This window comes from Flavobacterium petrolei, from assembly GCF_003314435.2.
Lineage (GTDB): Bacteria > Bacteroidota > Bacteroidia > Flavobacteriales > Flavobacteriaceae > Flavobacterium > Flavobacterium petrolei.
In genome coordinates, this window is record NZ_QNVY02000001.1 from 443186 (window position 1) to 468851 (window position 25666).

The following is a 25666-nucleotide window of genomic DNA, read 5'->3' on the forward strand; positions in this document are numbered from 1 at the left end:
AAACTTTAAACCTTAAACTTGTAACTATTTTTATCCTCTTATTAAAACCTCATCAATCATTCCGTATGCTTTTGCTTCTTCAGCAATCATCCAATAATCACGTTCGCTATCAGTATGAACCTTATCAAAAGTTTGTCCGGAGTGGTGAGAGATAATTTTGTATAATTCATCTTTCAGTTTCAACATTTCACGTAAGTTGATTTCCATATCAGTAGCAACTCCTTGTGCTCCTCCTGATGGCTGGTGAATCATTACTCTTGAATGTGGCAATGCCGAACGCTTTCCTGCAGCTCCTGCACACAATAGCACTGCTCCCATAGAAGCTGCCATTCCTGTACAAATCGTTGCTACATCTGGTTTGATGTATTGCATCGTGTCATAAATTCCCAATCCTGCGTAAACGCTTCCTCCTGGAGAATTCAAGTAAATCTGAATATCCTTAGAAGCATCGGCGCTTTCAAGGAACAATAACTGTGCTTGAACGATGTTTGCAATTTGGTCGTCAATTCCTGTTCCAAGGAATATAATTCTGTCCATCATCAATCTGGAGAAAACGTCTAATTGTGAAATATTCAACTGACGTTCTTCAATGATATATGGAGTCATGTTTTTAGGAGTCATTGCGCCTACGATTTTATCGTAATACATGGAGTTTACGCCGTGGTCCTTTGTAGCAAATTTTTTAAATTCTTTACCGTAGTTCATATTTTTTTGTTCTAAGTTTTACGTTATATCTTGTGATTCCATTTAATGCAAAGGTCATACCTCTTTCTAAATGATGTCAATATGTCTTATTTTTTAGCCCAGATGGAAGAGAAAAGCTTTTTGAATTCCGTTTTTTAGTTTTTTTATTCTTGCAAAGCGACTGAAAGAAGCTCTTGCAGGAATTTAAAAAACAAAAACAGAAGAAAAAACTTGAAACGTACAGCTGGATTAGCTCCTGAAATTAATTCAAACAAAAGAGCGCCAAAAAATATTTTTTCTGACGCTCAAATATAACTATTTTTTATTGTTTCGTATCTGTAATCAAATCATAAAATTTTAATAATCTCTCGCTCTTAGGGCTTTTGACTTTCAACTTTACGACAATACAAACACTAATTTATTCTCCGTAAGAAGCAGCAATAAATTCTTCGTAAGTCACTTCTTTAGTAGTAGGATTTGCTTTTTCTTTGAACAATTCCAATAATTTCTCAGCAACAACTTGGTCAGAAAGTCTTTTCACTTCGTCTTGATTAGACAAAACTCTCGCTACAATTCCTTGAACTTCTTCGTCAGTAGGATTTGTTTGCCCGAATTGTGCCATTTGTTGACGGATATTTTTTGTAGTGAATGTTTTCAAGTCTTCAAAAGTGATTTTGATGTCAGATTGAGCCATTGCTCTACCTTCGATCAATTGAAAACGCAATCCTTTTTCAGAACGTGCATATTCAACTTCAGCTTCCTCAGGAGATAATTTTTTCTCACCAACAGTTTGCAACCATTTTTTAAGGAATTCAGCTGGTAAATCAAATTTTGTGCTTTCGATTAAGAACTCAGTAACATCACCTAATAATTTTTGGTCTGCTTGCTGTGCAAATTGAGTTTCAGCATCTTCTTTGATTTTTGCTTTCAATTCTTCAAGTGAAGAAACAGTTCCAGCTCCAAACAATTTATCAAACAATTCTTGGTTCAATTCCGCTAATTCAGCAGTGTTGATTGCTTCGATTGTGAAGTTTACATCAACATCTAAACCGTGAACGTCATCATGACTTACTTTCATCACGTCCATCAATTGATGGTCGTCTTCAAATAAACCTTTAGTATTTACAATCACTACATCACCTACTTTTTTACCTATGAACAAGTCAAAAGTCGCTTTGTCTTTGAAAAGATCAGCAGCAATAGTGGTAGCGTTATTAATTCCTTTTTCTTCGTTAGAGAATGTTCCAGTTACATCTGAATCTGCAGCAACAACTTCTTGAGGAATTGCAGTTCCAAATTGTTTTTGGATTCTTTCCACTTGACCGTCGATTAATTTATCGTCAGCAGAAACCACATATTTCACAATGTCGTTTTTAGCATCTAAGTCTAAAGTGAAGTTTGGAACCAATCCAATTTCATATTCAAAAACCAATTCTTCAGCATCCCAAGAAAAATCTTCGTTTACTTTAGGAAGTGGCGTTCCAAGAAGGTTTAATCTTTCTGATTGTACAAAACGCTCTAGAGCTAAATCAACAACTTTCTGAACTTCTTCTTGTTTGATAGCTTTACCGTATTGTTTTTCAACAAGATCTTTAGGCACCGCTCCTTTTCTAAATCCCTTAACAGTTGCCAAAGGCATTTTTTCGTTTATTCTTTTTGCAACTTGTCCTTTGTAATCCATGTGAACAACAGTCATTACAATTGTTTCATTCACAGCGTCTATTGCTACTCTTTTGATATCCATCTTCTTCTTTAATTTACATAATAAAATTGGGTTGCAAAATTATAAAATTTTTGCAACCCAAACAAGCTTTTTACCATTTTGAATTTTAGGCAGTTATTTGACAAAATCACAGGCTGAAAAAGGAAAATAATTTGGGCGTGTCCCTCCGCTCGTCCCAAAAGACGAGACGGAGGGTCAGGCTGTACGTTCCCGCTTTTTATCGCCTGCCAAAAAAAGACAGCCCATAAAAGAGCTCCACTACCATCCTTCACGCGGGTCGTGGTTTTCAAGATTACATAATTGCTTTGATATTTTGTAAACTTTATTTTATAAATTAGCATTAAATTAAGTAGCGCTTAATTTTCACAACAAATTAAAAATTACTTTGAAATATAAATCATCTTATGAATAAAATTTTAATATCTATATTTTTCATAGCAGTTGTCTTCATGACAACTTCATGCGGTAACATCAAGAGCACTAAAACAGAATCGAACATAAATACTAAGTTTAATACTGAATACAAAAAAAGCAGAAAAACTTTTTATGGTGAACTGTCGGAAAAAGAAAGTAATGAAATACGAAAAATTATAGAAAATGAGCTTAATAGCAAAGTTCCGGAGGGAAAATCAATACTAATTAATTTTAGCCAAAAAGGATCTAATTGTATTTCAACGGGCTTAAATAATAAAGATGCTGCAACAGTAATTAATAATGGAATTCAAATATCATCTAGAATTAGTATGAACAATAATACAATTGATTTTTTTGTTTATACCGCAGATGTATTTCATAAGGATGTACATCAAACCAAAGCTAATTTCAAGTTAGATTCAGGTTTTTTTTACAATAATATTTTTACTCTTCATGAAAATTGTGAAGCTTTTTTCATTTTAAAACCGAATGGTCAGTTTATGAAATTTTATGGTGAAGATTATTTTAGTGAGGTTGAAAATTTTTTACAGAAGTAATCTAGGCAATTATAAAAAGCTCGAGTATTACAATTAAAATATGAATAACCAGCTTCACAAAGTGTTCTTTCAAAGAATAAATTTGTGTATAAGCTGCGCAAACGTTTATGACTTTGCGCCCACAATAATGAGTAAATACTACAACAACCAATAAAAAAAGCCTCGAAAATTTCTTTTCGAGGCTTTTTAAGATAATTGTTTATGAGTTGTAGCCCGTAGCGGAATCGAACCGCTCTTACATGGATGAAAACCATGCGTCCTAACCGATAGACGAACGGGCCATTTTTCAATGTTTCGGGTACAAAAATAGCACTATTTTTGAGATGCGCAAAGCCAAACCCAAAAACCGATGGGTGGAAACCGCATTTTTTTATTTGAAAATTATAATTCATTCAGGATTAACACTTACGATAAAACAGGAAGAGACATTTTTTTAAAACATTTTATCGTTGCTTTCAGTTTACGGCTCCATTCGAATACAAAACATCAAAAAGTCAAGAGACTTTATGGCGTTTTCTCCTTAAATCAAACTATAAAAATTAACGTGAGTCGGGTAAATATCCGATCGAAAGCAGTGATTTCTCCTTCGTAGAAAAGACAAAGACAAAATCTCATAGCGTTCCTCAAACAACATCGTACTCACTTTTCACTTTCAAAAGGTTTTCACATCACTTATAAACATCATTATTTAAGAAAATCTAATGGCGTTTTTTGTTGATAGTATTTTGTATTTTGCAACAGCATTTAATTCTAAAATAATAACATGAATACGACGCATACCGATATTATTATCATAGGAGCAGGATTATCCGGTATAGGCGCTGCCTGTCATTTGTCCCGTAAAAATCCAGACAAAACCTATGTTATTTTAGAAGCAAGGGCAGAACTTGGCGGTACCTGGAGCTTGTTTCAATACCCCGGAATCCGTTCCGATTCGGATATGTACACTTTTGGCTACTCCTTTAAAACATGGGAGGACCAAAAGTCTTTCGCTGATGGGCCTTCTATTTTAAAATACCTGAATGAAGCCGCAGACGAATATAAAGTACGCGATCATATACGCTACAATCAACGCGCTCTTTCGTATAACTTCGATACAAAAGCGAAATTATGGACCGTCACTACCATAAATACTGCCACGGAACAAGAAACGGTTTATACGTGCCAATTTATCTTTAGCTGCAGCGGCTATTACAATTATAACAAAGGATACACTCCTGAATTTAAGGATCAATCCGCTTTTGAAGGTGAAATAGTCCATCCTCAAAAATGGCCTGAAAAATTAGATGTTGCCGATAAAAAAGTGATAATAATTGGCAGTGGAGCCACTGCTGTAACCATCCTTCCTGAACTTGCCGACCAAGGGGCAGAAGTTATTATGCTGCAACGATCGCCAACCTATATTGCTGCTTTGCCCAATAAAGACAAAATCGCTGCCCGTCTGAAGCGCTTGTTCCCAAAAAAAGTAGCCTATAGACTGATTCGTTATAAAAACATTTTCTATGCTATTGTCTTTTTTAATCTGTGCAAGTACTTTCCGAAGGCAATGAAAAATTTTATCATAAAAGGGGCTAAAAAAGGTCTGGGTGACTTTCCCGTAGACCCTCATTTTATACCCAACTACAATCCATGGGAACAACGTTTTTGCATTGCCCCAAACGGTGATTTTTTTAGAGCCATCAGAAAAGGGAAAGCAGCTGTGGTTACGGACCATATCGATCGCTTTCTAACTAATGGGATTTTATTAAAATCAGGAAAAACACTAGCCGCCGACATTATAATCACCGCAACCGGACTTGATTTAGTAGCGTTTGGAGGCGTGAAAATCCAATTGGATTCGCAGCCTTTTGATGTTTCTAAATCTTTTGTATACAAAGGCCTTATGTTAAGCGACCTGCCCAACTTCTTTATTTTTGTTGGCTATACCAATGCTTCGTGGACACTGAAAAGTGACCTTACCAGCGAATATATATCTCGGGTTTTGAAATATTTAGACAACCACAATTACAAAGCGGTGCAGGCAAAAGTAGTCGAGACAAATTTAAAGCCTGTTCCGCTATTGAATCTGAACTCCGGCTATATAAACAGAGCCGCGAATACACTTCCTAGTCAAGGGAACAAAGCACCATGGCGTGTTTACCAAAATTATGTACTGGATTATAAAATGCTTCGCATAGATTCCGTTAAAGACAAACGACTTACCTTTTTCAAATAAGTGGTTCAAGAGTGGCGGATAATAAAGAATTTGGCACTAATAATTCAAAAATTAAAGGTAATTTAGCCGCAAAATCCTAACAAAACCTAGGGACGTTATACAATAATTCAAATTAAAATAGATTGACAAAGTATTTTAAATATCTCCTTTCACTCTTTCTGGCTTTTGGCTTGATGGTGAATGATGGTACTTTAGATGCTCCATCAAATTCACCAGATTATTACCAATTCTCGAACGTAATTCTAAGAAGAGAATTAAACGATAAGCGTTCAAAATTATATGTGTTCCATCAGCTAAATTCGGCTGAAAAAACGGCATTCCTATTTCAGTTAGCCTTCCTACAATTTCAAGATAGTTACAGTCTTCAAATTCCGGTTCTGCTAAAATTACAAACGTTTCTTTATCAAAAAGTACGTTCATTTGCAATGCAACACATCTTCATAAACGAGATGATTACTTCCCGAAATTCCTACTTAAGTTTATACACGGCCTAGAAATTTCTTTCTACGCATTTATGCAATTCCCTGCATAAGGATGATACCAAATGTCTAATCATTTATCATTTACAAAATGTATAAACACAACAATAAAGCACGTTTAGAGCAACCTAAACGCCCTATTCTTTGGGCAAAAAGAAAAATCATGCTAATCATTACTGCCTTTATGATTGGAATGTCAAACGGAATGAATGTGGGAGACCATACGATTCACGGAAATCAAAATCACACGGAACAACATAAAAAAGATTGATTTAATTGTGTCTTACTGTTATACAATAGTAAGACACATTAAAATATTTAGGATAACTTTTCCAGTTACTACACCCACACTTTCAACCAAATCAATAGGTTATTTTACATTTTTAAATTGAAAATATCTAGTTCAAAATCATTTTTTTCTCCTGTATCTGTGAGCTGCCGCTAATAATGCCAGTCCTAAAACGATTATTGAAAACCACCAAAATAAATGTATCCCCATAAACATGTAGGATCCCATGTGCATTTCTCCATTATCGTTATTCAACATAATTTTCTATTTTAAATGTTATGCGTATCTTAATGACTCCACAGGGTCGATTTATAGTTTACGCCGACTCCAATACTTCACGATATAAACGTTTCACTCTGTGAATTTAATAATTCAAACTCAATCCAAAACCCATTCCCATATCGCTGTCATAATGCGTGGTTATTCCAAAATTTCTTTTGACAATATACCGTAATCCCGCCATATATTCATTATCGGTATTCCACATTAAATTCATGCGCAATCTTTTGGAAACCGGAATATCCATGCGTTCAAATTGCAACCTGAAATTCCCGTCGGTATAGACTTCGGCTTGTGCTTTAATGAGCATTGGCAACGTATACTCGACTCCGGCACTGAAAACAGCACGATTATCTTTAGTGTTAGATTGACCAAAAAGATTCTCTTCCGTTTCTCCCATTTCCATTTTTCGGTACCTCCAGTCAAAACCGATGAACGGCATCAGCCATTGCATTTTCCCGATGTATCGTCCGATATGCGTTTCGGTTTCATACCCGTGATGTTTGCTGTAGCCCAAACGCCATTCGGTACCAATACTCCAACGTGTGTTTTGAATCATCAACATTCCATCATTTCCATTGGTGGCAAAATCATTTTCGGCCATCACATGAAAAGCTTTATCATCAGCAAATAATTTGCGTTGCGCTAATTTTGGATTTGGAATCAAAGGATTTGGCTCTTGATTTTCATAACTAAAAACGCGACCCATTCCCGCCATCATGTGATACAGAATGTGACAATGAAAAAACCAATCGCCTTTAACATTAGCATTAAACTCAATCGTGTCAGTTTCCATCGGCATAATATCGATGATGTTTTTTAGTGGTGCGTATTCTTCTTTGCCGTTCAATACCCTAAAATCGTGTCCGTGTAAATGCATCGGGTGACGCATCATGGAACCGTTGAAGAGTACAATTCGAACATTTTCGCCTTTTTTAATCAGAATTTTATCGGCTTCTGAAACTACTTTATTATCCAGACTCCAAACATAGCGATTCATGTTTCCTGATAATTCAAAACGTAATTCTTTTATCCCCCCAGCCCCCGAAGGGGGAGTTGGAAGCGTTGTTTTAGTGGGTGATTTCAGCATCGCATAATTCAATGTGACAATATTTGAAAGTGAATTAGAATCATACTTATTATGGTTTGCATGCTCATCATCGGTTTTTATATTGTTTTTTTTAGTCTCCCCTCCTTCGGAGGGGCTGGGGGAGGATAACTCTGGATACATCACCACATTCATGTCCATTTGATTCAGTGACATTTTCATACCCATATCATCTAAATCGCCATTCATTTTCATCATGCCGTTCATCATTTTCATACCCTCAAAATACTTTAATTTAGGCAAAGGCGCAATCAATTGCTTGATGCCATCTCCCAAATACAACGAGGCCGATTTAGTCCTGTCCTCTGATGTCACTAAAAATTCAAACGCTGTTTTTTCCGCAGGAATCGTTACAACAACATCATAAGTTTCAGAAACAGCAACTATTAATCGGTCGACTTCAACTGGTTCCACATCATTACCGTCACTGGCCACCACGGTGATTTTTCCTCCGGCATAATTCAACCAAAAATAAGTAGAAGCACCACCATTAGAAATCCGCAAACGTACTTTATCTCCAGCCTTAAATTGCGAAAGCTGACTTTCGCTTTTACCATTAATCAGGAATTTATTGTAATATACATCACTGACGTCCATGGCGTTCATTCGTTTCCATTCGTTCGCGACCTTGGTTTTAAAATGTCCTGCTTTTATTGCCTCAGAATAACTCTGCGTGGTTCCTTTTTGAATCGCAAACCAGTCCGTGGCATTGTGCAACATCCGATGTACATTCTCTGGTTTCAAATCGGTCCATTCGCTCAGAATAATTGGAACTGTTGGCAAATCATCAATTCCTGCTCTAAAAGTCGGATCTTCATTTCTTTTGTTCATCACAAAAGAACCGTACATTCCAATTTGCTCCTGCAAACCTGTGTGACTGTGGTACCAATGCGTTCCGTGTTGGATAATCGGGAACGTATATTTATGCGTCGTTTTAGGCTTGATTGGCATTTGAGTCAAATTCGGCACACCATCTTCTTTATTTGGTAAAAATAATCCGTGCCAATGCAGTGAAGTATCTTCATTTAATTCATTGTGCACGTAAATTTCAGCAATATCGCCTTCGGTAAACGTAAGTGTTGGCATCGGAATTTGTCCGTTTACGGCAATCGCTCTTTTGGGCGTATCACCAAAAGTGACAATCGTATCCCGAACATATAAATCATAGCGAACGGTTCTCGAAGGGACATTTTTAACAATCTTTTTTACTGGCTCTTCTATAACTTTAGCATTTTCTGCAGGAGCACTTACATGATTTTTATGCAAATCATCACTTGCTGCTTTAGTCTCGATAATCTTAGCTTTTTTCACAACTGCCTTTGGCACTTGCTTTTTTGACACAGATTTTTTTACCAATTTTGCTTTTTCCTTGATCAAATCCATACCACATTTGGGACATTTTCCCGGTTTGTTGGCATGAATTTCAGGATGCATTGGGCATGTGTATGTCGTAGGCTGTACCTGAAAAATTTCTATTTTTTTTGAAATACTCTTTTCATTTACATTTTCCGCTTTTGCAAAAGGAGAAATCAGAATTAGAAATACTGTTAATAATATGTTGCTTTTCATGTTTATATTTAAAATTTTAAATTTCGCAGTCTTAACGCATTTGCAATAACTGAAACCGAACTAAAACTCATCGCCAAAGCCGCAATCATTGGCGAAAGCAACACTCCAAAAAACGGATACAAAACACCCGCGGCAATTGGAATTCCCAACACATTATAGAAGAAGGCAAAGAATAAATTTTGCTTGATATTTCGCATCACCGCATGACTTAAGTTTTTGGCTTTTACGATTCCTTGTAAATCGCCTTTCACCAACGTAATTTTCGCACTTTCGATGGCTACATCTGTTCCGGTTCCCATAGCAATGCCAATATCAGCTTGCGCCAAAGCCGGAGCATCGTTGATTCCGTCGCCAGCCATAGCTACAATTTTCCCTTCGGCTTGTAGTCGTTTAATTTCCTTGAGCTTGTCTTCTGGTAAACAACCCGCTTTATAGGAACTTAAATGCAATTCCTGAGCGACTGCTTTTGCCGTATTTTCATTATCGCCTGTTAGCATGATGACCTCAACTCCCTGACGAATTAATTCCTTTATAGCTTCGACACTTGTTGGTTTTATGGCGTCAGTGATTGACACAAATCCAACAGCAGTTCCATCCAATGAAATATAAGAAACCGTTTTTCCCAGTTTTTGTTCAGCTATAATTTGATTTTCTAATTCATCGGAAACCGAGGCATTCACTTGCTCCATTAATTTTTTATTTCCGAGCGCCACTTTTTTATTGGTAACTGTGCCTGTGACCCCTTTACCAGAAATTGCTTCAAAATCTTTGACTTCGATTAATGTAACTTCTTTTGCTTGCGCATAATTGACTACGGCTTGCGCCAAAGGATGTTCGCTGTACTGATTTAGAGAAGCGATACTTTGCAATAAAATGTCTTCTTGATTATTCGAGGAATAAATTTTCTCCACTGAAGGTTTCCCTTCAGTAATTGTTCCTGTTTTATCTGTAATCAGAACATTTACTTTATTCATGTTTTCCAATGCTTCGGCATTTTTTATCAAAACTCCCGATTGCGCTCCTTTTCCAACACCAACCATTACTGACATTGGCGTGGCCAATCCCAAAGCACACGGACATGCAATGATTAAGACGGCAATGGCATTAATAAATCCATAAACCAGTGCGGGTTCCGGTCCAAATTTTGCCCAAACCAAAAAGGTAACTAAAGAAACAATTACCACTATTGGCACAAAATATTTAGCAATTCTATCCGCTAATTTTTGGATTGGTGCTCTGGAACGACTGGCGTCATTTACCATTTGCACAATTTGTGAAAGCAAAGTTTCCGAACCTACTTTCTCGGCAATCATCACAAAGGATTTATTTCCGTTTATTGTTCCCGCTATTACGGCATCCTCTGTTTGTTTATCAACGGGAATAGGTTCTCCTGAAATCATTGATTCATCAATCGTACTTTCGCCATCGGTAATTTTTCCATCAACCGGAATTTTATCCCCCGGTTTTACTCGCAACAAATCTCCTTTTTTGATGTCGTGAATTGATATTACTTTATCAACTCCTTCGATAATCAAAGTGGCTTCGGTTGGTGCTAATTTTAGTAATTCTTTTATCGCGCCACTGGTTCGGCTGTGTGCTCTGGCTTCTAATAACTGCCCCAGTAAAACCAAAGTTAATATCACCGTTGTCGCTTCAAAATAAAGATGAACGGCTCCATTATGTGTTTTAAATTCTTCCGGGAAAATAGTTGGAAAAAATAATCCAACCAAACTAAACAAAAAAGCTACTCCAGAACCAATTCCGATAAGGGTAAACATATTGAGATTCCAGGTAACAATGGATTTCCATGCACGCTCAAAAAACATCCAACACGCATAAAAAACGACTGGAAGCGACAAAATTAGTTGCACCCAATTCCATTTTGAAGCATCCATAATTTTCATTAATGGATTATTCGGAATCATATCCGACATGGCAATAATAAAAATGGGAACCGTAAAAACTACAGCAATTTTCATTTTACGCACCAAGTCATCATAAACCTTATTTTCTTCGGCATCGGTTGGCTCCATAGGCACTAAATCCATTCCGCAAATAGGGCAAGAACCAGGACCTTCTTTGATAACTTCGGGATGCATGGGACAAGTATACATTATTTTACTATTTGCTATCGCCGCTTCTTTAACCAAATCCATTCCACAAACCGGACAATCGCCTGGTTTATCATACACCTTTTCACCTTCACAATGCATCGGGCAATAGTATTTACCTTTTGCATTTTTGGGTAAAATCACGGTAGCTTTTTCTTGTGGTTTATTCGAGCCACAGCATGATTTTGTAATTGGTTCCTCAGTCTTTTCATGAGAATCGCCACCAGTACTCATTGCAATTGTATAGTTTCCTGCGGCAGTTAAAGTCTCCTGCAATTGCTTAGTAGGAATGTGTTTATCCATTGTTATCGTCGCTATTGGGGGAACTAAAGTAACAACAGCTTGAATTCCATCAATAGCGTTTAATGTTTTTTCCACTTTCGAGCGACAACCGTCGCAAGACATTCCGGTAATAGTATAGGTATGTTTCATAATACTCAAATTTTGATACCACGAATCTCCGATTATTCCGTCATTCCCTTGTTACACAATTTTGGAAAAGGTTTGCGTGATTACAAATCATCGATTTGCTTTCTCGTTTTTACTTTCAATTGTTTAAAATAAGTTGGCGTAAATCCAGTTGTTTTTTTGAACTGATTGCTCAAATGTGCCACATTGCTATACTGAAGTTGAATGGCGATTTCGCTTAAAGTCAACTCATCATACGTTAATAATTCTTTGACTCTTTCTATTTTTTGAGCAATAAAATACCGCTCAATTGTAATTCCTTCTATCTCCGAAAATAAATTGCTCAAAGCACTATAATCTTGTGCCAAATCGTTTGATAAATAATCCGATAAATTGCTGTTTAACACATTATTTTTGTTGTAAACCAAATCAATTAGCACTGTTTTAATTCTTTCGATGGTTCTGTTTTTTTTATCATCGATTAAATCAAAACCCAAAGAACGTAAGCGTTTGAGCAAATCCCTTTTTTGAGTTTCGGTACATTCTGTCTCTAATTCGACTTCTCCGAGCGCTATTGAAACGGCATGAAGTCCGAGTTTTTCCAACTCTAACTCCACTGCCGTAATGCAACGGTTGCACACCATATTTTTTATGTTAAGCTTCATTATTATTTGACAGCCCCAATTCTTCTGCCACAATTCAGCATCTCCGAACCAAAATAGGGATTAATCACGTCTTTAGTTTCACTGATCCAGTACCCGGTTTTTCCTTCTCCGTACATTGGACAGTAATCCTGATAAACCGTTTGTTTTGTTCCAAATGTTTTTATTAAACCAAAAATATCTTGGCTTAATAAGGAAAAATATTCTCTTTGGTGGTCGATTTTAGCGGCATTATCGCCAATGTGTTTGACATGCGCTTTGGCATCAGCCACAAAACCATTGTACTTATTTTTTGATTTGGTATCCAAAGAAGTTGTGGTCGAACCATTCAAAGTCGCAATTAATTCTTTTGCGGCAGCGGCAGCCCTATTTGAATCATCTTTTGTTAACGCATTTTTAACTTTCAGATAATTGGAAACAATTGCATCGGTTGGGAAAGCCGTTTTGCTCACATTTCCAGTTGCAGTTATGGCACTGGATTTTTCGTTAGCAACAGCAACAGGAGTTGCTTCGTTATCAGCTGCGTTTGTTTGCGCCACTTTCTCGGTTAATTCCATTCCGCATTCAGGGCATTCACTTCCAGCTACGCCTGTTACTTCAGGATGCATTGGACAAGAGTATAATTCAGCCTTTTTTTCAGTTTTATCAGAATTCAAAGTTGTTTCTTCTTTGTTTTTTTGGTTACAAGAAACCGTCATAAAAGTCGCAATCAGAGACAAAAACAGTATTTTTTTCATGGTATTTTTTTTTATAATAATATAATGACTTCTATTTAAATTAGCTATTCACTGCCTAAATTCAAGCCCTAAAATTTATTTTATGATATTAAAAAAGTTGTATTCTAAGTTCAGATAAAATCCATTTGGCGCAGACCGCAACATAGAACTGTATAATTCATGCCTGTAAGCAACATCAATTCGGGCTTGGCTGTTTATGATAAATTGAATGGAAGGCACAATATCCAAATACGATTTTCCATTTTCGTTTAATGTTTGTCCTACAAACTCAACCATTGTGTTGATATTTGTTTGCTTAAAATTAGTGTATTTTTTTGGATACATCAGTCTTCCAAACGACAATGTATAATTAGTGGCGTTATCACTTTGCGCTGCAGGAAATTTGTAACCCGGCTTATTGTCGAATGCTTTTTCATAACTGACAGAAGCACTTATGGCTAGTTTTTTTATCAGTTGAGTAGCCACAATTCCAGTTTCAAAACCTGTATTTTGTCCCAAAATTTCTAACTGTTCCTGATGAATATCGGAGTTATTGAAACTGTATCTTCCAAATGCTGCCATCCTAAAATGACTGTGTAAATCATCCGTGGAAAGGAAACGATATTTTGTATAAAAACTGGCGCCTTCAGTTACCAATTGATTGCTTCTATTGCTGACAAACATGGATGTTCTCACCATCAAATTTTTATTGATTCCCAAAGTAACTTCGGGCATGACATGGTAATTATATCGTGATTGCATTTGCTCCTTAAAAATGGATTGTCCCAAACGAACTCCTAATGAACCCGCAGGAACATTACTTGCCGGATCAGTAACCACAAAAAGCTCTTGAGCCGATATTCCTTGAATAACAAAAAGCGTAAATACGATTAAAAAATTTCTCATTATAGTACAGCTTTAATATGGTAATCGTCATCATTGTTTAAAGAATATGTCGCAGTTTTTGAAAACGTTTTAAGCAGTTTTTTATGCTCTTTTTGAGTGACATATCCTTTATCAAAAATCCTTACTTTTGTTTCTCCGTTACTGTCTTTAAGTTCTCCATTCAATAAAACGAAAGTGGAACCGTTTACCGAAATGGTTTTATCACCTTCGGTTTTTAAGCTTTCTGTAGGCATTGTAATTACTAATGAACCGATAAAAAAGCCTGCTTTTTCAACACCTTCTTTCAATACTCTTGGCATAATTTTACTTTCTTTTTTAAAATAAACCGTGAAGGTATTCGTGTTCAAATCAGTACTCACGCTATCCACACCAACGGTTGCCTTCAGTTGTTTGTTTATCGCATTGGAACACATAGAACAGGTTAAACCAGTCGCCATTATCTCAGCTTTTGAGATTTGAGAATAGGATTGTACACTTGTCATTAAAACCAAACAAGCAATACCAATGAATTTTAAATTTATATTTTTCATTCTACTTTATTTTTTATTTGTATGATTATTTCTTCCTCCGTTGGATTGATGGCAACTAATTTTCCTGCTGCATCAAATAGATATGAATTAGGTAATTCTTCAACTCCAAAAAGCAGTGCAGATTTCGCATCAAAACCTTTAGCGTCGATTAATTGCTCGTACGCTAATTTATCTTTTTGAATAGCATTCATCCATTTGGTTTTGTCCGTATCCAGCGATATCCCAACAATTTCGAAGTTTTCATCTTTATACTCATTGTATAAAGGAGCCAGTTTTTTATTAGCCAGCCTACAAGGCGCACACCAAGAAGCCCAAAAGTCAATCAAGACCGTTTTCCCTTTTAGAGAAACTAAATTTATGGTGGTCTCTTTATTATTTTTGAGTTCTAAATCAGGCAAACTGTCTCCAATTTTCATTTGGCCGGATGCAGTTGAAATACTGATTATTAAACTGAATAGCAGCATTATTTTTTTCATTTTATATTCCTATTAATCGCTTATTGAATCGTTTCGACTGTTTTTCCACAAGTCATCATTTGGGAACCATAATAAGGATTTTTAACCGTATTTTCTTTGCTCAACCAGTTTGCACCTTTACCGTCATTTGCCATTGGGCAAAACTGAAGATAAACCGGAGTTTCATATTTAGCCACTTTTATCAATTCATACATCGATTTTGAAAAAGGAATAAAAAATTCTCTTTGACGCTTGATATCTTGAGTTTCCGAAATGTTCTTGGCATCAGCCATTAAACCCTTCATTTCTTTCATCCAAATCATGTGAACATCCATAGCAAGCTCGTCCATTTTTACTGCATTCAAAGCTGTCAGAACGTCTTTCGCTGCAGTAGCAGAAGCTTTTCCTTCAGTTTTCACCAAAGCATCTTTCAAAAGAAAATAGGTATCAAAAACAACTTTTAATTTAGTATCCACTTGTTGTTTTGCAACTGGAGCATCAGAATGATTGACGTGGTTTGCATGATTTTCTGTACTAGTAGTTTCCATTTTCATCTCTGTTGAAACGGCAACTTTTGCTTCTCTATCATATTGACAACATCCATGTAATACATCATAAGTAGCATCCGGCGCAAGAAATTTATCGCTGTCGTAACCGGCTAAAGCGATGCGTTTCAAAATTTCGTCTTGACTCGTTTTGGTAGAATCATAGGTAAGTGTTGCCATTTTGGAATCTTTATTCCACTCCACTTTCGCTGTTTTTTTCAAGTTTCCGGCAGTTTCTATCTTGCTTTTACACATATCACAGTTTCCATATATTTTGGCAGTTTCTGTTTTGCTGTTTTTAATTTGCGCGCTTGCACTTGTAACTGAAAGCAATAGGATTATTGCCATCAATATTTTTTTTATTGAGTTCATTATATTAATAATTTTGAAGTGAATTAGTCGCAAAAACATTCAAAACAATAGCATATTCCGCTACATTTCAATTTGTATTCGACTAAAATTTAATGATTATAAAAGCATAAAATGCTTTAAAACAGACAGTCTTTTGGCTGTCACAGAAGGAATTTAGCTTATTTTGGGTGGAAGCCAAATAGAACGGAAATGCGAAGAAATAAAGATTTCCGAGTAATAATAATTTTGTTTTTCAGTAGAAAAACTAAAAACTTGGTTGTTTAATTCGGTATAAAACGCCGAAGTCAACCCTAAATAAATTGTCGAACTGCCGCAAGTAACATCTTTACAAGCACCTTTGCAGCCGTCATGTGAACTTTCATTCGATTTTTTTTCTTTTTTGCAACAGTCTTTCTTGTCCTTTTTTGAAGAAGATTCTTTTTTGCAACATGCCTTCTCCGTTTTTGTAGCACATGCAAAAGCTACGCCCGGTGTCATAAAGAAACCAAGCATAACCAATAACATTATGTAAAACTTTTTAGACATTGTTTATCTGATATAGAAGTACAAAGGTATAAAATTAAGAAATACTGTAAATTGATTCAATCACAAATGCGTGTTAAAACAATATTTTACTTTCCTTCTCCTAATATTCCATTCATTATAGACTGCAAAACTGATAATATAACACTAAAAATCAAAGCCGTCAAAAACGTATCCACGCTAAATCCGCCTACTATTTTTGTGCACAATAAAATCATAAGCGCGTTTATGACCAACAAAAATAATCCTAAAGTTAGGATAGTAACCGGCAATGTAAGAATTACCAATATTGGTTTGATAAATATATTCAGTAACCCTAGAACAATGGCTACAATTAATGCTGTAGTAAATCCAGCCACATGAACGCCAGGCATAAAGTTCGCTATAAGCAATACTAAGCCAGAAGTAATAAGAATTTTGATCAGTAAATTCATGGTTTTTTATTTTAAGATTTAATAAATGTAAGAAAAATTTAAATCTGATTCGTTTATTTCAAAAAGGAAATAACTTTTTGATAGAAATCGGCTGGGTTTTCAGCATGAAGCCAATGCCCTACATTAGGGATTGTTTCAATGCTTGAATCCGGGAAATGTTGTTTTATGTTTTCGAAATCGCTGTCTAAAATATACTTTGAATTTCCACCGCGAATGAATAATGTTGGTTTCTCGAAAATAAATCCTTCTGGTAACGGAATTCCTATTTCATCCATTTTTGTATTAAAAACTGCCAAATTAAATCGGAAAGCCAATTGTCCCGGCTCTTGCCAATATAAATTTTTCATTAAGAATTGTCGGGTTCCAAAATCAGGAATGTACTTTTCCATAATTTCTTCGACATCACTTCGGCTTGGCTTTATTGAAAAATCTACCGCATTCAATCCCGCCAAAATATCCTGATGGTGTTGCGGATAAAATTTAGGTCCAATATCAGCCACAATTAATTTATCTACTAGTTCCGGGTAAGTAGTGGCCAAAAGCATCGCTACTTTCCCGCCCATCGAGTGTCCTATTATATTGATGTTTTCTAAGTTATGAGCTTTGCAATACTCGTAAACATCCTGCGCCATGATTTCATAACTAAACTCTTCTGAATGCAAGCTTCTCCCGTGGTTGCGTAAATCGAGAACATGAACTTGAAAATCAGTCGCAAATTGCGTTCCGAGTGTTTTCCAATTATCTGACATTCCCAGAAATCCGTGAACAATTAAAAGTGGTTTTCCTAAGCCCTCTATTTTTGAAAAAAGCATATAATTTTAGATTTTAACATTATAATTTATATTACAAACCATTAAGAAATTAAGATAGATTAAGTGTAAAGCTTACTAACCTTAATTTCTTAATGATTAAAAAAACTATTTTAATTTTTGCAAATACATATTTACCACATTATCCAATCCAAGATAGATAGCTTCGGAAATTAAAGCATGACCAATAGAAACTTCCAATAATCCTGGAATGTTTTGTTTGAAAAACTGAATGTTATCCAAACTCAAATCATGACCTGCATTGATTCCTAATCCAAGTTCATTAGCCAAAATTGCCGATTCAGTGTACGGCAAAATTCCCTTTTGATTTCCTAAACTGTATTGATGAGCAAATGCTTCGGTATACAATTCGATTCTTTCGGTTCCAATTTTCTTTGCACCTTCAATCATTTCCAGAACTGGATCTACAAAAATGGAAGTTCTGATTCCGTTGCGTTGAAATTCCTGAACGATTTCAGTTAAATAAGAGGCATGTTTTATGGTATCCCAACCCGCATTAGAGGTTATGGCATCAATCGCATCTGGCACTAGAGTCACTTGTGTCGGTTTTATTTCCAAGACAAGATCTATAAATGTTTTCTCTGGATTTCCTTCAATATTATATTCGGTGTAAACCACAGACTTTAAATCGCGGGCATCTTGATAGCGAATGTGGCGCTCGTCCGGACGCGGATGTATGGTTATTCCTTCGGCTCCAAACTTTTGAATGTCGGCAGCCACTTTTAATAAATCGGGAACATTACCGCCACGAGCGTTTCGCAAAGTAGCTATTTTATTGATGTTTACACTTAATTTTGTCATTAGAACACTTTTTGATTTTGATACTTGTATTTGTCAGGACAAAAATACAAAGTAAAACTTAGGAGATTTTGCTTATTTTTGATTATTTTGCATGAAATATTGCCGATTGATTTATGACAGAAATTACAGAATATATTACCAATGATTTTAAAGCGATTGACAGCCATGATTCTATTGCGGCCGTTCAAGACTTTTTTAGCGACTTACACTTTTCCCATTTTCCAATTGTAGAAGAGGGCGTTTATATTGGCAGTATTGCATCGGAAGATATTGAAACCTTCGACAGTGACAAAGAAGTAGCCGATTACCGCTTTACGCTTGAGGGATTTTTTGCCAGAACGAATACGATTTGGCTGGATGTTTTAGAAGTTTTCGCAAAAAACCATACAAATTTAGTTCCCGTTTTGGACGAAAACAATACGTACGTAGGGTATTATGAAATAGAAGATATCATGAAATTTTTTCATGAAACACCCTTTTTAAAAGAACCAGGCGGAATTATTATTGTCAGAAAACCAATTTTAGATTATTCGATGAGTCAGATTACTCAAATTGTCGAAAGCAATAACGGCAAGCTTTTGGGTTTATTCATTTCAGAAGCCGATGTGGATAGTGTGGAAGTGACTATGAAAATAACTTTGGGAGCAATGAACGAAATAATCCAAACTTTTAGAAGATACGGTTATGAAATCATATCAGAACATCAAGAAGACAATTATATTAACAACTTAAAGGAACGGTCTGATTATTTAGACAAATACCTGAACATATAACCGCTTATTCGGAGATTTGATGATTCGGTTATTGCAACCACCATCTCAAACAACCCAATAATCAAATTAACGATTAAAAAAAGATGAAAGTAGCGATCTACGGTCAATATTATCAAAACAGCACAGAACCTATTATAAATGACATCTTTGTTTTTTTTAACAAAAACAATGTGGAGATGATTATCGAGTCTCATTTTTTGTTGATGCTTAATGAAAGGAAGATTGTCGAAAATAAATACAAAACTTTCACTTCCCATACGGAACTTGACTCCAGCTTTGACATGTTAATCAGCATTGGCGGAGACGGAACAATATTAAGAGCAGCAACATTAGTTAGAGATTCCGGCATCCCCATATTAGGTATAAATGCAGGAAGACTTGGTTTTCTGGCAACCGTTCAAAAAGAGAACATTGCTGAATTTATGCAATTTGTGATTGACAAAAAATATACAATTTCCAAAAGAGCATTACTAAGCTTAACCTGTTCACCACCCAATGAATCGATTGACGAAATCAATTTTGCGATGAATGAAATTACGGTTAGCCGAAAAGATACCACATCGATGATTACGATTGATACCTATTTGAATGATGAATTTTTGAATTCCTATTGGGCTGACGGTTTAATTATTTCTACACCAACTGGATCTACGGGATATTCCTTAAGTTGTGGAGGCCCAATTTTGACACCAGATGTAAAAAGCTTAGTTATTACCCCTATTGCACCCCACAATCTCACCGCCAGACCACTGGTAGTTCCGGATGAAACTGAAATCAGATTGAAAGTTTCGGGACGAGAGGAAAATTACTTGGTTTCCTTAGATTCCAGAGTCACTTCGGTAAAAAATGAATCCATACTGACTTTAAAGAAAACCCCATTTCAAATTAATATGGTTGAAATTCCCGAAGAAACCTTTTTAAAAACACTTCGAAGTAAATTACTTTGGGGAGAAGACAAACGGAATTAAATCATTTTACTCAAGCGTTATACGATTTTATCGATTTTTCCCGTTTTAATGAAACAAATACTTATTTAGTGTTAGTTATAGCTCTAATTCCTAAAAAAACACACATTTAACAGAATGGGTATTGTATCGAATTGATAATTATTATATTTGCACGCAATTTTTGATTTAATGAACAAGATCTATTACTTATTTTTCTGTTTTTTCCCTTTGATGATGGCCCAAGCCCAAATCCATGAGGTCGGAGTTTTTCTAGGCGGGAGCAACTACATTGGTGATATAGGTCCGACAACTTATATTGCGCCAAACGAGCCTGCTTTTGGATTGTTGTACAAATGGAATAAAAGTCCCCGACACGCTTATCGATTTTCCTACATTCAATCTGACATTACATCGAATGATTTAGATTCAGAAGAAACTAGTAGAAACCAAAGAGGGTATCGTTTTGAAAATAACTTAAAAGAAGTATCTTTAGGTCTTGAATTCAACTTTTTCGATTTTAATCTTCATAAATTGAGTACTCAAATAACTCCATATGTTTTTTCTGGTGTAAATTATTTTTCAAGTAAATATACCTTAACAAATACTAAAGCAGATATATCCGTACAAGGTAGAACAGAAAGAAAAAAATCAATAGCAATACCTATGGGTATAGGAATCAAGTCAAACATAACACGAAGTTTCGTTTTGGCAGTAGAAACGGGAGCCAGATATACTTTGACAGATAATATAGACGGAAGTTTTAATCAACAATTTGGAAATATAAATAATAATGATTGGTATGTTTTTTCAGGAGTTACCTTAACGTATACTTTTGGAGAAAAACCCTGTTATTGCGGAGAATAAAAAAATGAATTTACTACAGCATATCGACGCGACAAGATTACCCAAACACTTAGCCATAATAATGGATGGCAACGGACGTTGGGCAAAGCAGCAAGGACTTTTACGGGCTTTGGGACATGAAAGCGGAACAAAATCAGTGAAGGTTATCATAGAATCCAGTGCTAAACTAGGCATTGAATTCCTTACGCTTTACGCTTTCTCCACTGAAAATTGGAACAGACCAAAACTAGAGGTCGAGACCTTAATGAAGGTACTCATCAACTCCTTGAAAAAGGAACTTACCACCTTACAAAAAAACAACATCAAGCTTAATGCTATTGGTAATTTGGAAAAACTACCAAAATCCGCACAAAAAGAGCTCCTTGATGTAATTGACAAGACTAAAGACAACACACAAATGACGCTGACTTTGGCGTTAAGCTACGGCTCTAGAGAGGAACTTGTCAGTGCGGTAAAAAACATTTGCAGTAAAGTTAAAAATAATATAATTTCAATAGACAGTATTGACGATTCCATTATTAATGAGCATCTTTACACGCAAAATTTACCTGACGTAGATTTACTAATACGAACAAGTGGAGAACATAGGATAAGTAACTTTTTGTTGTGGCAAATTGCCTATTCAGAATTGTATTTTACTGACATATTGTGGCCAGACTTTAAAGAACAAGATTTATATGAGGCTATCATTAGTTATCAAAAAAGAGAACGTAGATTTGGAAAAACAAGTGAACAAATTAAATAATTTTTTAGTGTTAAATAAAAGCATAAAAATAGTCGTTACCGTTTTGATTTTCGGAAGTTTTACACAAGTTAAAGCTCAAGAAAGAGTTCCTTTTGATCAAGGTAAAAAATACATTCTTGCCGATGTAGCCGTAGTGGGAGATATCAGTTTTAATTCGCAAACCGTTGTCACTTTTTCTGGTTTGCAAAAAGGTCAAGAAATAACTGTTCCAGGCGAGGAAATTAGTGCTGCTATAAAAAAATTAGGTAAATTAGGTCTCTTTGATGAAATCTCTTTTTATATAAATAAAATACAGAATGATAGTATTTATCTTGACTTAAACATTATCGAATTACCTAAATTAAACGAGGTGAAATTTGTAGGTATTAAGAAAACAAAAACGGAAGGTTTAATTAAAGATAACTCGTTGAACAAAGGAAAAGTAGTTAATGAAAACTTGATTACGACTACTAAAAACTACATCGAAAACAAATACAAAAAAGACGGATACTACAACACAAAAGTAAACATCAATACCGTTAAAGACACTGCAACGGTAAACCAGGTCAATATGCTTGTTGCTATTGACAAAGGCGATAAAGTAAAAATTCAGAGTATTGATTTTGCTGGAAATACAAAATTATCCGACAAAACGTTGCGTAAAGCAATGAAAGAAACGAAACAAAAAAATCCTATTCGACTTTTAAAAGCTTCTAAATTTATAAAAGATAAATACAAAACTGATTTAGAGAAAGTTATTGCAACTTATAAAGAAAAAGGATACAGAGATGCACGAATACTTTCGGATTCTGTAACGTATGATAAGAATAAAAATGCGTTAAACATCAAAATTAATGTTGAAGAAGGAAATAAATATTATTTTGGAGACATTAAGTTTTTAGGAAATACCGTTTATACCGATCAGGGTTTAAGTAGAATTTTAGGCGTCAAAAAAGGAGATACTTATAATGGTGTTCTTCTTGAAAAAAGAATTGCCGATAAGTCTAAACCAGATGCAGAAGACATTACCAATTTATACCAAAATAACGGTTATTTATTTTCTAATGTAAATGCTGTTGAGGTTAAAACTGCAAATGACACTATAGATTTTGAAATACGAATTACAGAAGGTCCAATTGCTTACTTCAATAAAATTACAGTTGTAGGAAATGACAAAACAAATGACCGAGTAATCTACCGTGAATTAAGAACAAAACCGGGAGAGAAATATAGTAAAGAAGAATTAGTAAGAACCATTCGTGAGATTGGTCAACTAGGATTCTTTGATCCAGAAGCAATCGATCCTAAATTTAAAAATGTAGATTCAGGAGCCGGAACTGTTGATATTGAATACAATCTTGTAGAGAAAGGTTCCAGTCAAATTGAACTTCAAGGAGGTTATGGCGGTGGTGGTTTCATTGGTACGCTTGGACTTTCTTTTAACAACTTCTCAGCTAGAAACATGTTAAATAAAGATGCTTATAAACCACTGCCGATGGGAGATGGTCAAAAAGTATCCTTGCGTTTACAAGCTAGTACTTTTTTCCAAACCTATAGCGTATCATTTTCAGAACCATGGTTTGGCGGAAAAAAACCAGTATCATTTAGCTCTTCTATTTCATACAGTAAGCAGTTTTTAAACAATTTTATTACTCAGCGTGCAGATAAAACAAAAAGTTTTGACATCTTGACGTTATCTGTTGGTCTGGCAAAAAGACTTACTGTTCCAGATGATTTCTTTGTATTATCACAATCGATCAGTTATCAGCATTATGCCTTAAACAATTATAATACAGGTCTGTTTACATTTGGAAACGGAACTTCAAGAAACTTAGCATATACTATAGGACTTACAAGAAACAGCAAAGGATTGAATCCAATATTCCCTACTTATGGTTCTGAATTCAGTCTTTCAGCAAAGTTAACTCCACCTTACTCTTTACTTAATGGTGTAGATTATGGCACGTTAGGAGACCAAGAGGAATATAAATTAAAAAATACCGTCGACCGACAAAATGTTCCGGATGCCAATGGAAACATTGTAAACATAGGAGATTACATAGACACTAATGGTAATAAGGTTTCTAATTTTTCATTAGCGGCAGCTGACGTAAGTAAAGTCGATCAAAAGAGATTTAATTGGTTAGAATATTATAAAGTTAAATTCAAAGCTGACACGTATACCAAAATTTATGGTAAACTAGTACTTAGAGCATTAGCTGAATTTGGTTTCTTAGGCTCATACAATCAAGAAAGAGGAGCCGTTCCTTTTGAACGTTTCTACCTTGGTGGTGATGGATTAGCTAACTTTTCGATGGATGGTAGAGAGACGATCCAGTTAAGAGGATATCCTAATAACTCGTTGACACCTGTTAATAGTGCTGGAGAACAAATTGGAGCTACAGTATTTAATAAATTCTCAATGGAATTGCGTTATCCAATTACATTGAAAGCATCAGCTTCAATATACGCCTTGGCTTTTATGGAAGCAGGATCATCATTTAGTGATTTCAAAAGCTATAATCCGTTTGCATTAAGTCGCTCTGCCGGAGTTGGTCTACGTGTATTTATGCCAGCATTTGGTTTATTAGGAATCGATTTTGGACATGGATTTGACGCATTACCGGGACAAGCAAAAGCTAATGGATGGGAAACCCACTTTATCATTGGGCAACAATTCTAAAAAATTGGTGTATGATTTTCTAATATAGTATAGTTATGGGAAAACAATTTTTATATGTATTTTTAGCTTTAATTGCCATGCAAACAATTAATGCGCAAACCAGAGGAAATAAGCTAGGCTACATTGATATGGAATACATTTTACAAAATGTTCCTGACTACACTGAAGCAAAAATTCAATTGGAGCAAAAAGCTCAAAAATGGAAATCGGAAATTGACGCTAAAAAAATTGAAATCAATAAATTAAAGGAAGCTTTAAAAGCAGAAAAAGCATTGCTCACTAAAGAATTGATAGACGAAAGAGAAACCGAAATCAGTTTCCTTGAAAATGAAAATTTAGATTACCAACAGAAACGTTTTGGTGCTAACGGAGATTTAATCATTCAAAAATCTGTTTTGGTAAAACCAATTCAAGACCAAGTTTTTACAGCAGTTCAAGATATTGCAGAACGATTAAAATATGATTTCATATTTGATAAAACTTCCGACTTGACAATGCTTTTTGCAGCCAAAAGATTTGACATCAGTGATCAGGTTTTACGTGTTCTAAACCGTACCGAAAAAAGAGAGCAACTGACCAAAAAACAGCAAAAAGAAGCGGAAGAAAGAGAAAGTAAAGAAGATGCATTAGATGATAATCCGGCTTTGGCTGAACGCCAAAAACTATTAGATGATAAAAAAGCAGCAAGAGAGAAGGTTCTAGAAGACCGAAAATTACTTCAAGAGCAAAAGAAAAAAGAATTTGACGACAAAAGAAAACAAATTCAAGCTGACAGAGAAGCTAAAAAAAATGGCACGGTTTCTGCAAATGTTAAAAAAGAAGATGCACCAACAAGTTTAACTAAAAATAATGAGGCTGCAGCAATTGCAGATGATGTGAAACAAAATCAAGCTGAAGCAAGAGCCAAAACATTAGAAGACCGTAAAAAAGTGTTGGAAGACCGCAAAAAGATTTTAGAAGAAAGAAGAAAAAAAATTCTGGATGAAAGAGAAGCGGCTAGGAAAGCGAAAGAAGAAAAGTTAAAAGAAAAAACAAACAATAATTAATTACTTAATATTTTAAAAAC

The 25666-nt window shown here is 35.3% G+C and carries 25 protein-coding genes and 1 tRNA gene; 9 read left to right on the forward strand and 17 right to left on the reverse strand.

Translation table 11 applies throughout. The features are described from left to right. Positions 1–30 precede the first annotated feature (30 nt). Together clpP and DR871_RS01960 are read right to left on the reverse strand one after the other, a co-directional pair. The gene (gene clpP, locus DR871_RS01955; RefSeq protein WP_073351820.1) at positions 31–705 is read right to left on the reverse strand and encodes an ATP-dependent Clp endopeptidase proteolytic subunit ClpP; all 675 of its coding nucleotides are present in this window, start codon (positions 703–705) and stop codon (positions 31–33) included. Between the two features lie 397 nt (positions 706–1102). Next, on the reverse strand, positions 1103–2428 hold the full coding sequence (locus DR871_RS01960) for a trigger factor (protein ID WP_113665085.1): 1326 nt from the start codon (positions 2426–2428) through the stop codon (positions 1103–1105). A 383-nt stretch (positions 2429–2811) separates the two neighbouring features. Here DR871_RS01960 and DR871_RS01965 point away from each other — a divergent pair, with 383 nt between their 5' ends. Beyond that, on the forward strand, positions 2812–3378 hold the full coding sequence (locus tag DR871_RS01965; RefSeq protein ID WP_129752519.1) for a hypothetical protein: 567 nt from the start codon (positions 2812–2814) through the stop codon (positions 3376–3378). A gap of 209 nt (positions 3379–3587) precedes the next feature. On the opposite strand, the gene DR871_RS01970 is transcribed toward DR871_RS01965, so the two are convergent. Continuing rightward, positions 3588–3659, reverse strand: a tRNA-Glu gene (locus DR871_RS01970). 482 nt (positions 3660–4141) lie between these two features. Between DR871_RS01970 and DR871_RS01975 the strand changes: the two genes are divergently transcribed. Next, positions 4142–5593 (forward strand): flavin-containing monooxygenase, encoded by a 1452-nt coding sequence (locus DR871_RS01975; RefSeq protein WP_113665081.1) that lies wholly within the window; start codon positions 4142–4144, stop codon positions 5591–5593. A 135-nt stretch (positions 5594–5728) separates the two neighbouring features. Here the strand turns inward: DR871_RS01975 and DR871_RS01980 are convergent, their stop codons facing one another. Next, positions 5729–6013, reverse strand: coding sequence for a hypothetical protein (locus DR871_RS01980; RefSeq protein ID WP_113665080.1), 285 nt, complete (start codon positions 6011–6013; stop codon positions 5729–5731). Between the two features lie 150 nt (positions 6014–6163). Between DR871_RS01980 and DR871_RS01985 the strand changes: the two genes are divergently transcribed. Then, a complete protein-coding gene (locus DR871_RS01985; protein WP_113665079.1) occupies positions 6164–6343 on the forward strand; it encodes a hypothetical protein in 180 nt (59 codons plus the stop codon). Between the two features lie 138 nt (positions 6344–6481). On the opposite strand, the gene DR871_RS16380 is transcribed toward DR871_RS01985, so the two are convergent. The 13 genes from DR871_RS16380 to DR871_RS02045 all read right to left on the reverse strand — a co-directional run bounded on the left by DR871_RS16380 (position 6482) and on the right by DR871_RS02045 (position 18609). Beyond that, positions 6482–6619 (reverse strand): hypothetical protein, encoded by a 138-nt coding sequence (locus DR871_RS16380; RefSeq protein WP_165355297.1) that lies wholly within the window; start codon positions 6617–6619, stop codon positions 6482–6484. Between the two features lie 106 nt (positions 6620–6725). Further along, complete coding sequence (locus tag DR871_RS01990; RefSeq protein ID WP_113665078.1) at positions 6726–9317, reverse strand: multicopper oxidase domain-containing protein; 2592 nt, start codon at positions 9315–9317, stop codon at positions 6726–6728. Positions 9318–9325: 8 nt separating this feature from the next. Next, the gene (locus DR871_RS01995; RefSeq protein ID WP_113665077.1) at positions 9326–11860 is read right to left on the reverse strand and encodes a heavy metal translocating P-type ATPase; all 2535 of its coding nucleotides are present in this window, start codon (positions 11858–11860) and stop codon (positions 9326–9328) included. 80 nt (positions 11861–11940) lie between these two features. Further along, positions 11941–12501, reverse strand: coding sequence for an AraC family transcriptional regulator (locus DR871_RS02000; RefSeq protein WP_113665076.1), 561 nt, complete (start codon positions 12499–12501; stop codon positions 11941–11943). A gap of 2 nt (positions 12502–12503) precedes the next feature. Further along, the gene (locus DR871_RS02005; RefSeq protein WP_113665075.1) at positions 12504–13235 is read right to left on the reverse strand and encodes a DUF3347 domain-containing protein; all 732 of its coding nucleotides are present in this window, start codon (positions 13233–13235) and stop codon (positions 12504–12506) included. Positions 13236–13310: 75 nt separating this feature from the next. After that, positions 13311–14120, reverse strand: a complete 810-nt coding sequence (locus DR871_RS02010) for a hypothetical protein (RefSeq protein ID WP_113665074.1) — start codon at positions 14118–14120, stop codon at positions 13311–13313. Beyond that, the gene (locus DR871_RS02015; RefSeq protein WP_113665073.1) at positions 14120–14650 is read right to left on the reverse strand and encodes a heavy-metal-associated domain-containing protein; all 531 of its coding nucleotides are present in this window, start codon (positions 14648–14650) and stop codon (positions 14120–14122) included. Before DR871_RS02015 ends, DR871_RS02010 begins: the two co-directional genes overlap by 1 nt. Then, entirely contained in the window at positions 14647–15126 is a 480-nt protein-coding gene (locus DR871_RS02020; RefSeq protein ID WP_113665072.1) for a TlpA family protein disulfide reductase, read from the reverse strand. Before DR871_RS02020 ends, DR871_RS02015 begins: the two co-directional genes overlap by 4 nt. Positions 15127–15146: 20 nt before the next feature. Beyond that, positions 15147–16022: a DUF3347 domain-containing protein gene (locus DR871_RS02025; RefSeq protein ID WP_113665071.1), complete on the reverse strand. Its 876-nt coding sequence runs from the start codon at positions 16020–16022 to the stop codon at positions 15147–15149. Positions 16023–16175: 153 nt separating this feature from the next. Further along, complete coding sequence (locus DR871_RS02030) at positions 16176–16547, reverse strand: hypothetical protein (RefSeq protein ID WP_113665070.1); 372 nt, start codon at positions 16545–16547, stop codon at positions 16176–16178. Positions 16548–16633: 86 nt separating this feature from the next. Continuing rightward, positions 16634–16978, reverse strand: coding sequence for a phage holin family protein (locus DR871_RS02035; RefSeq protein ID WP_113665069.1), 345 nt, complete (start codon positions 16976–16978; stop codon positions 16634–16636). Between the two features lie 53 nt (positions 16979–17031). Further along, positions 17032–17790, reverse strand: a complete 759-nt coding sequence (locus DR871_RS02040; protein WP_113665068.1) for an alpha/beta fold hydrolase — start codon at positions 17788–17790, stop codon at positions 17032–17034. Between the two features lie 105 nt (positions 17791–17895). Then, positions 17896–18609, reverse strand: a complete 714-nt coding sequence (locus tag DR871_RS02045; protein ID WP_113665067.1) for a pyridoxine 5'-phosphate synthase — start codon at positions 18607–18609, stop codon at positions 17896–17898. A gap of 113 nt (positions 18610–18722) precedes the next feature. Here DR871_RS02045 and DR871_RS02050 point away from each other — a divergent pair, with 113 nt between their 5' ends. The 6 genes from DR871_RS02050 to DR871_RS02075 all read left to right on the forward strand — a co-directional run bounded on the left by DR871_RS02050 (position 18723) and on the right by DR871_RS02075 (position 25646). Next, the gene (locus DR871_RS02050; protein WP_113665066.1) at positions 18723–19382 is read left to right on the forward strand and encodes a CBS domain-containing protein; all 660 of its coding nucleotides are present in this window, start codon (positions 18723–18725) and stop codon (positions 19380–19382) included. An 83-nt stretch (positions 19383–19465) separates the two neighbouring features. Continuing rightward, positions 19466–20350 carry an NAD kinase gene (locus DR871_RS02055; protein ID WP_113665065.1) on the forward strand — a complete coding sequence of 295 codons (885 nt, stop codon included), beginning with the start codon at positions 19466–19468 and terminating at the stop codon, positions 20348–20350. Positions 20351–20518: 168 nt separating this feature from the next. Next, the gene (gene porG, locus DR871_RS02060; protein WP_113665064.1) at positions 20519–21193 is read left to right on the forward strand and encodes a type IX secretion system protein PorG; all 675 of its coding nucleotides are present in this window, start codon (positions 20519–20521) and stop codon (positions 21191–21193) included. A 4-nt stretch (positions 21194–21197) separates the two neighbouring features. Then, entirely contained in the window at positions 21198–21938 is a 741-nt protein-coding gene (locus tag DR871_RS02065) for an isoprenyl transferase (RefSeq protein WP_113665479.1), read from the forward strand. Next, positions 21871–24600 carry an outer membrane protein assembly factor BamA gene (gene bamA / locus DR871_RS02070; protein ID WP_113665063.1) on the forward strand — a complete coding sequence of 910 codons (2730 nt, stop codon included), beginning with the start codon at positions 21871–21873 and terminating at the stop codon, positions 24598–24600. Before DR871_RS02065 ends, bamA begins: the two co-directional genes overlap by 68 nt. A gap of 35 nt (positions 24601–24635) precedes the next feature. Further along, the gene (locus DR871_RS02075) at positions 24636–25646 is read left to right on the forward strand and encodes an OmpH family outer membrane protein (protein ID WP_113665062.1); all 1011 of its coding nucleotides are present in this window, start codon (positions 24636–24638) and stop codon (positions 25644–25646) included. Positions 25647–25666: the final 20 nt, after the last annotated feature.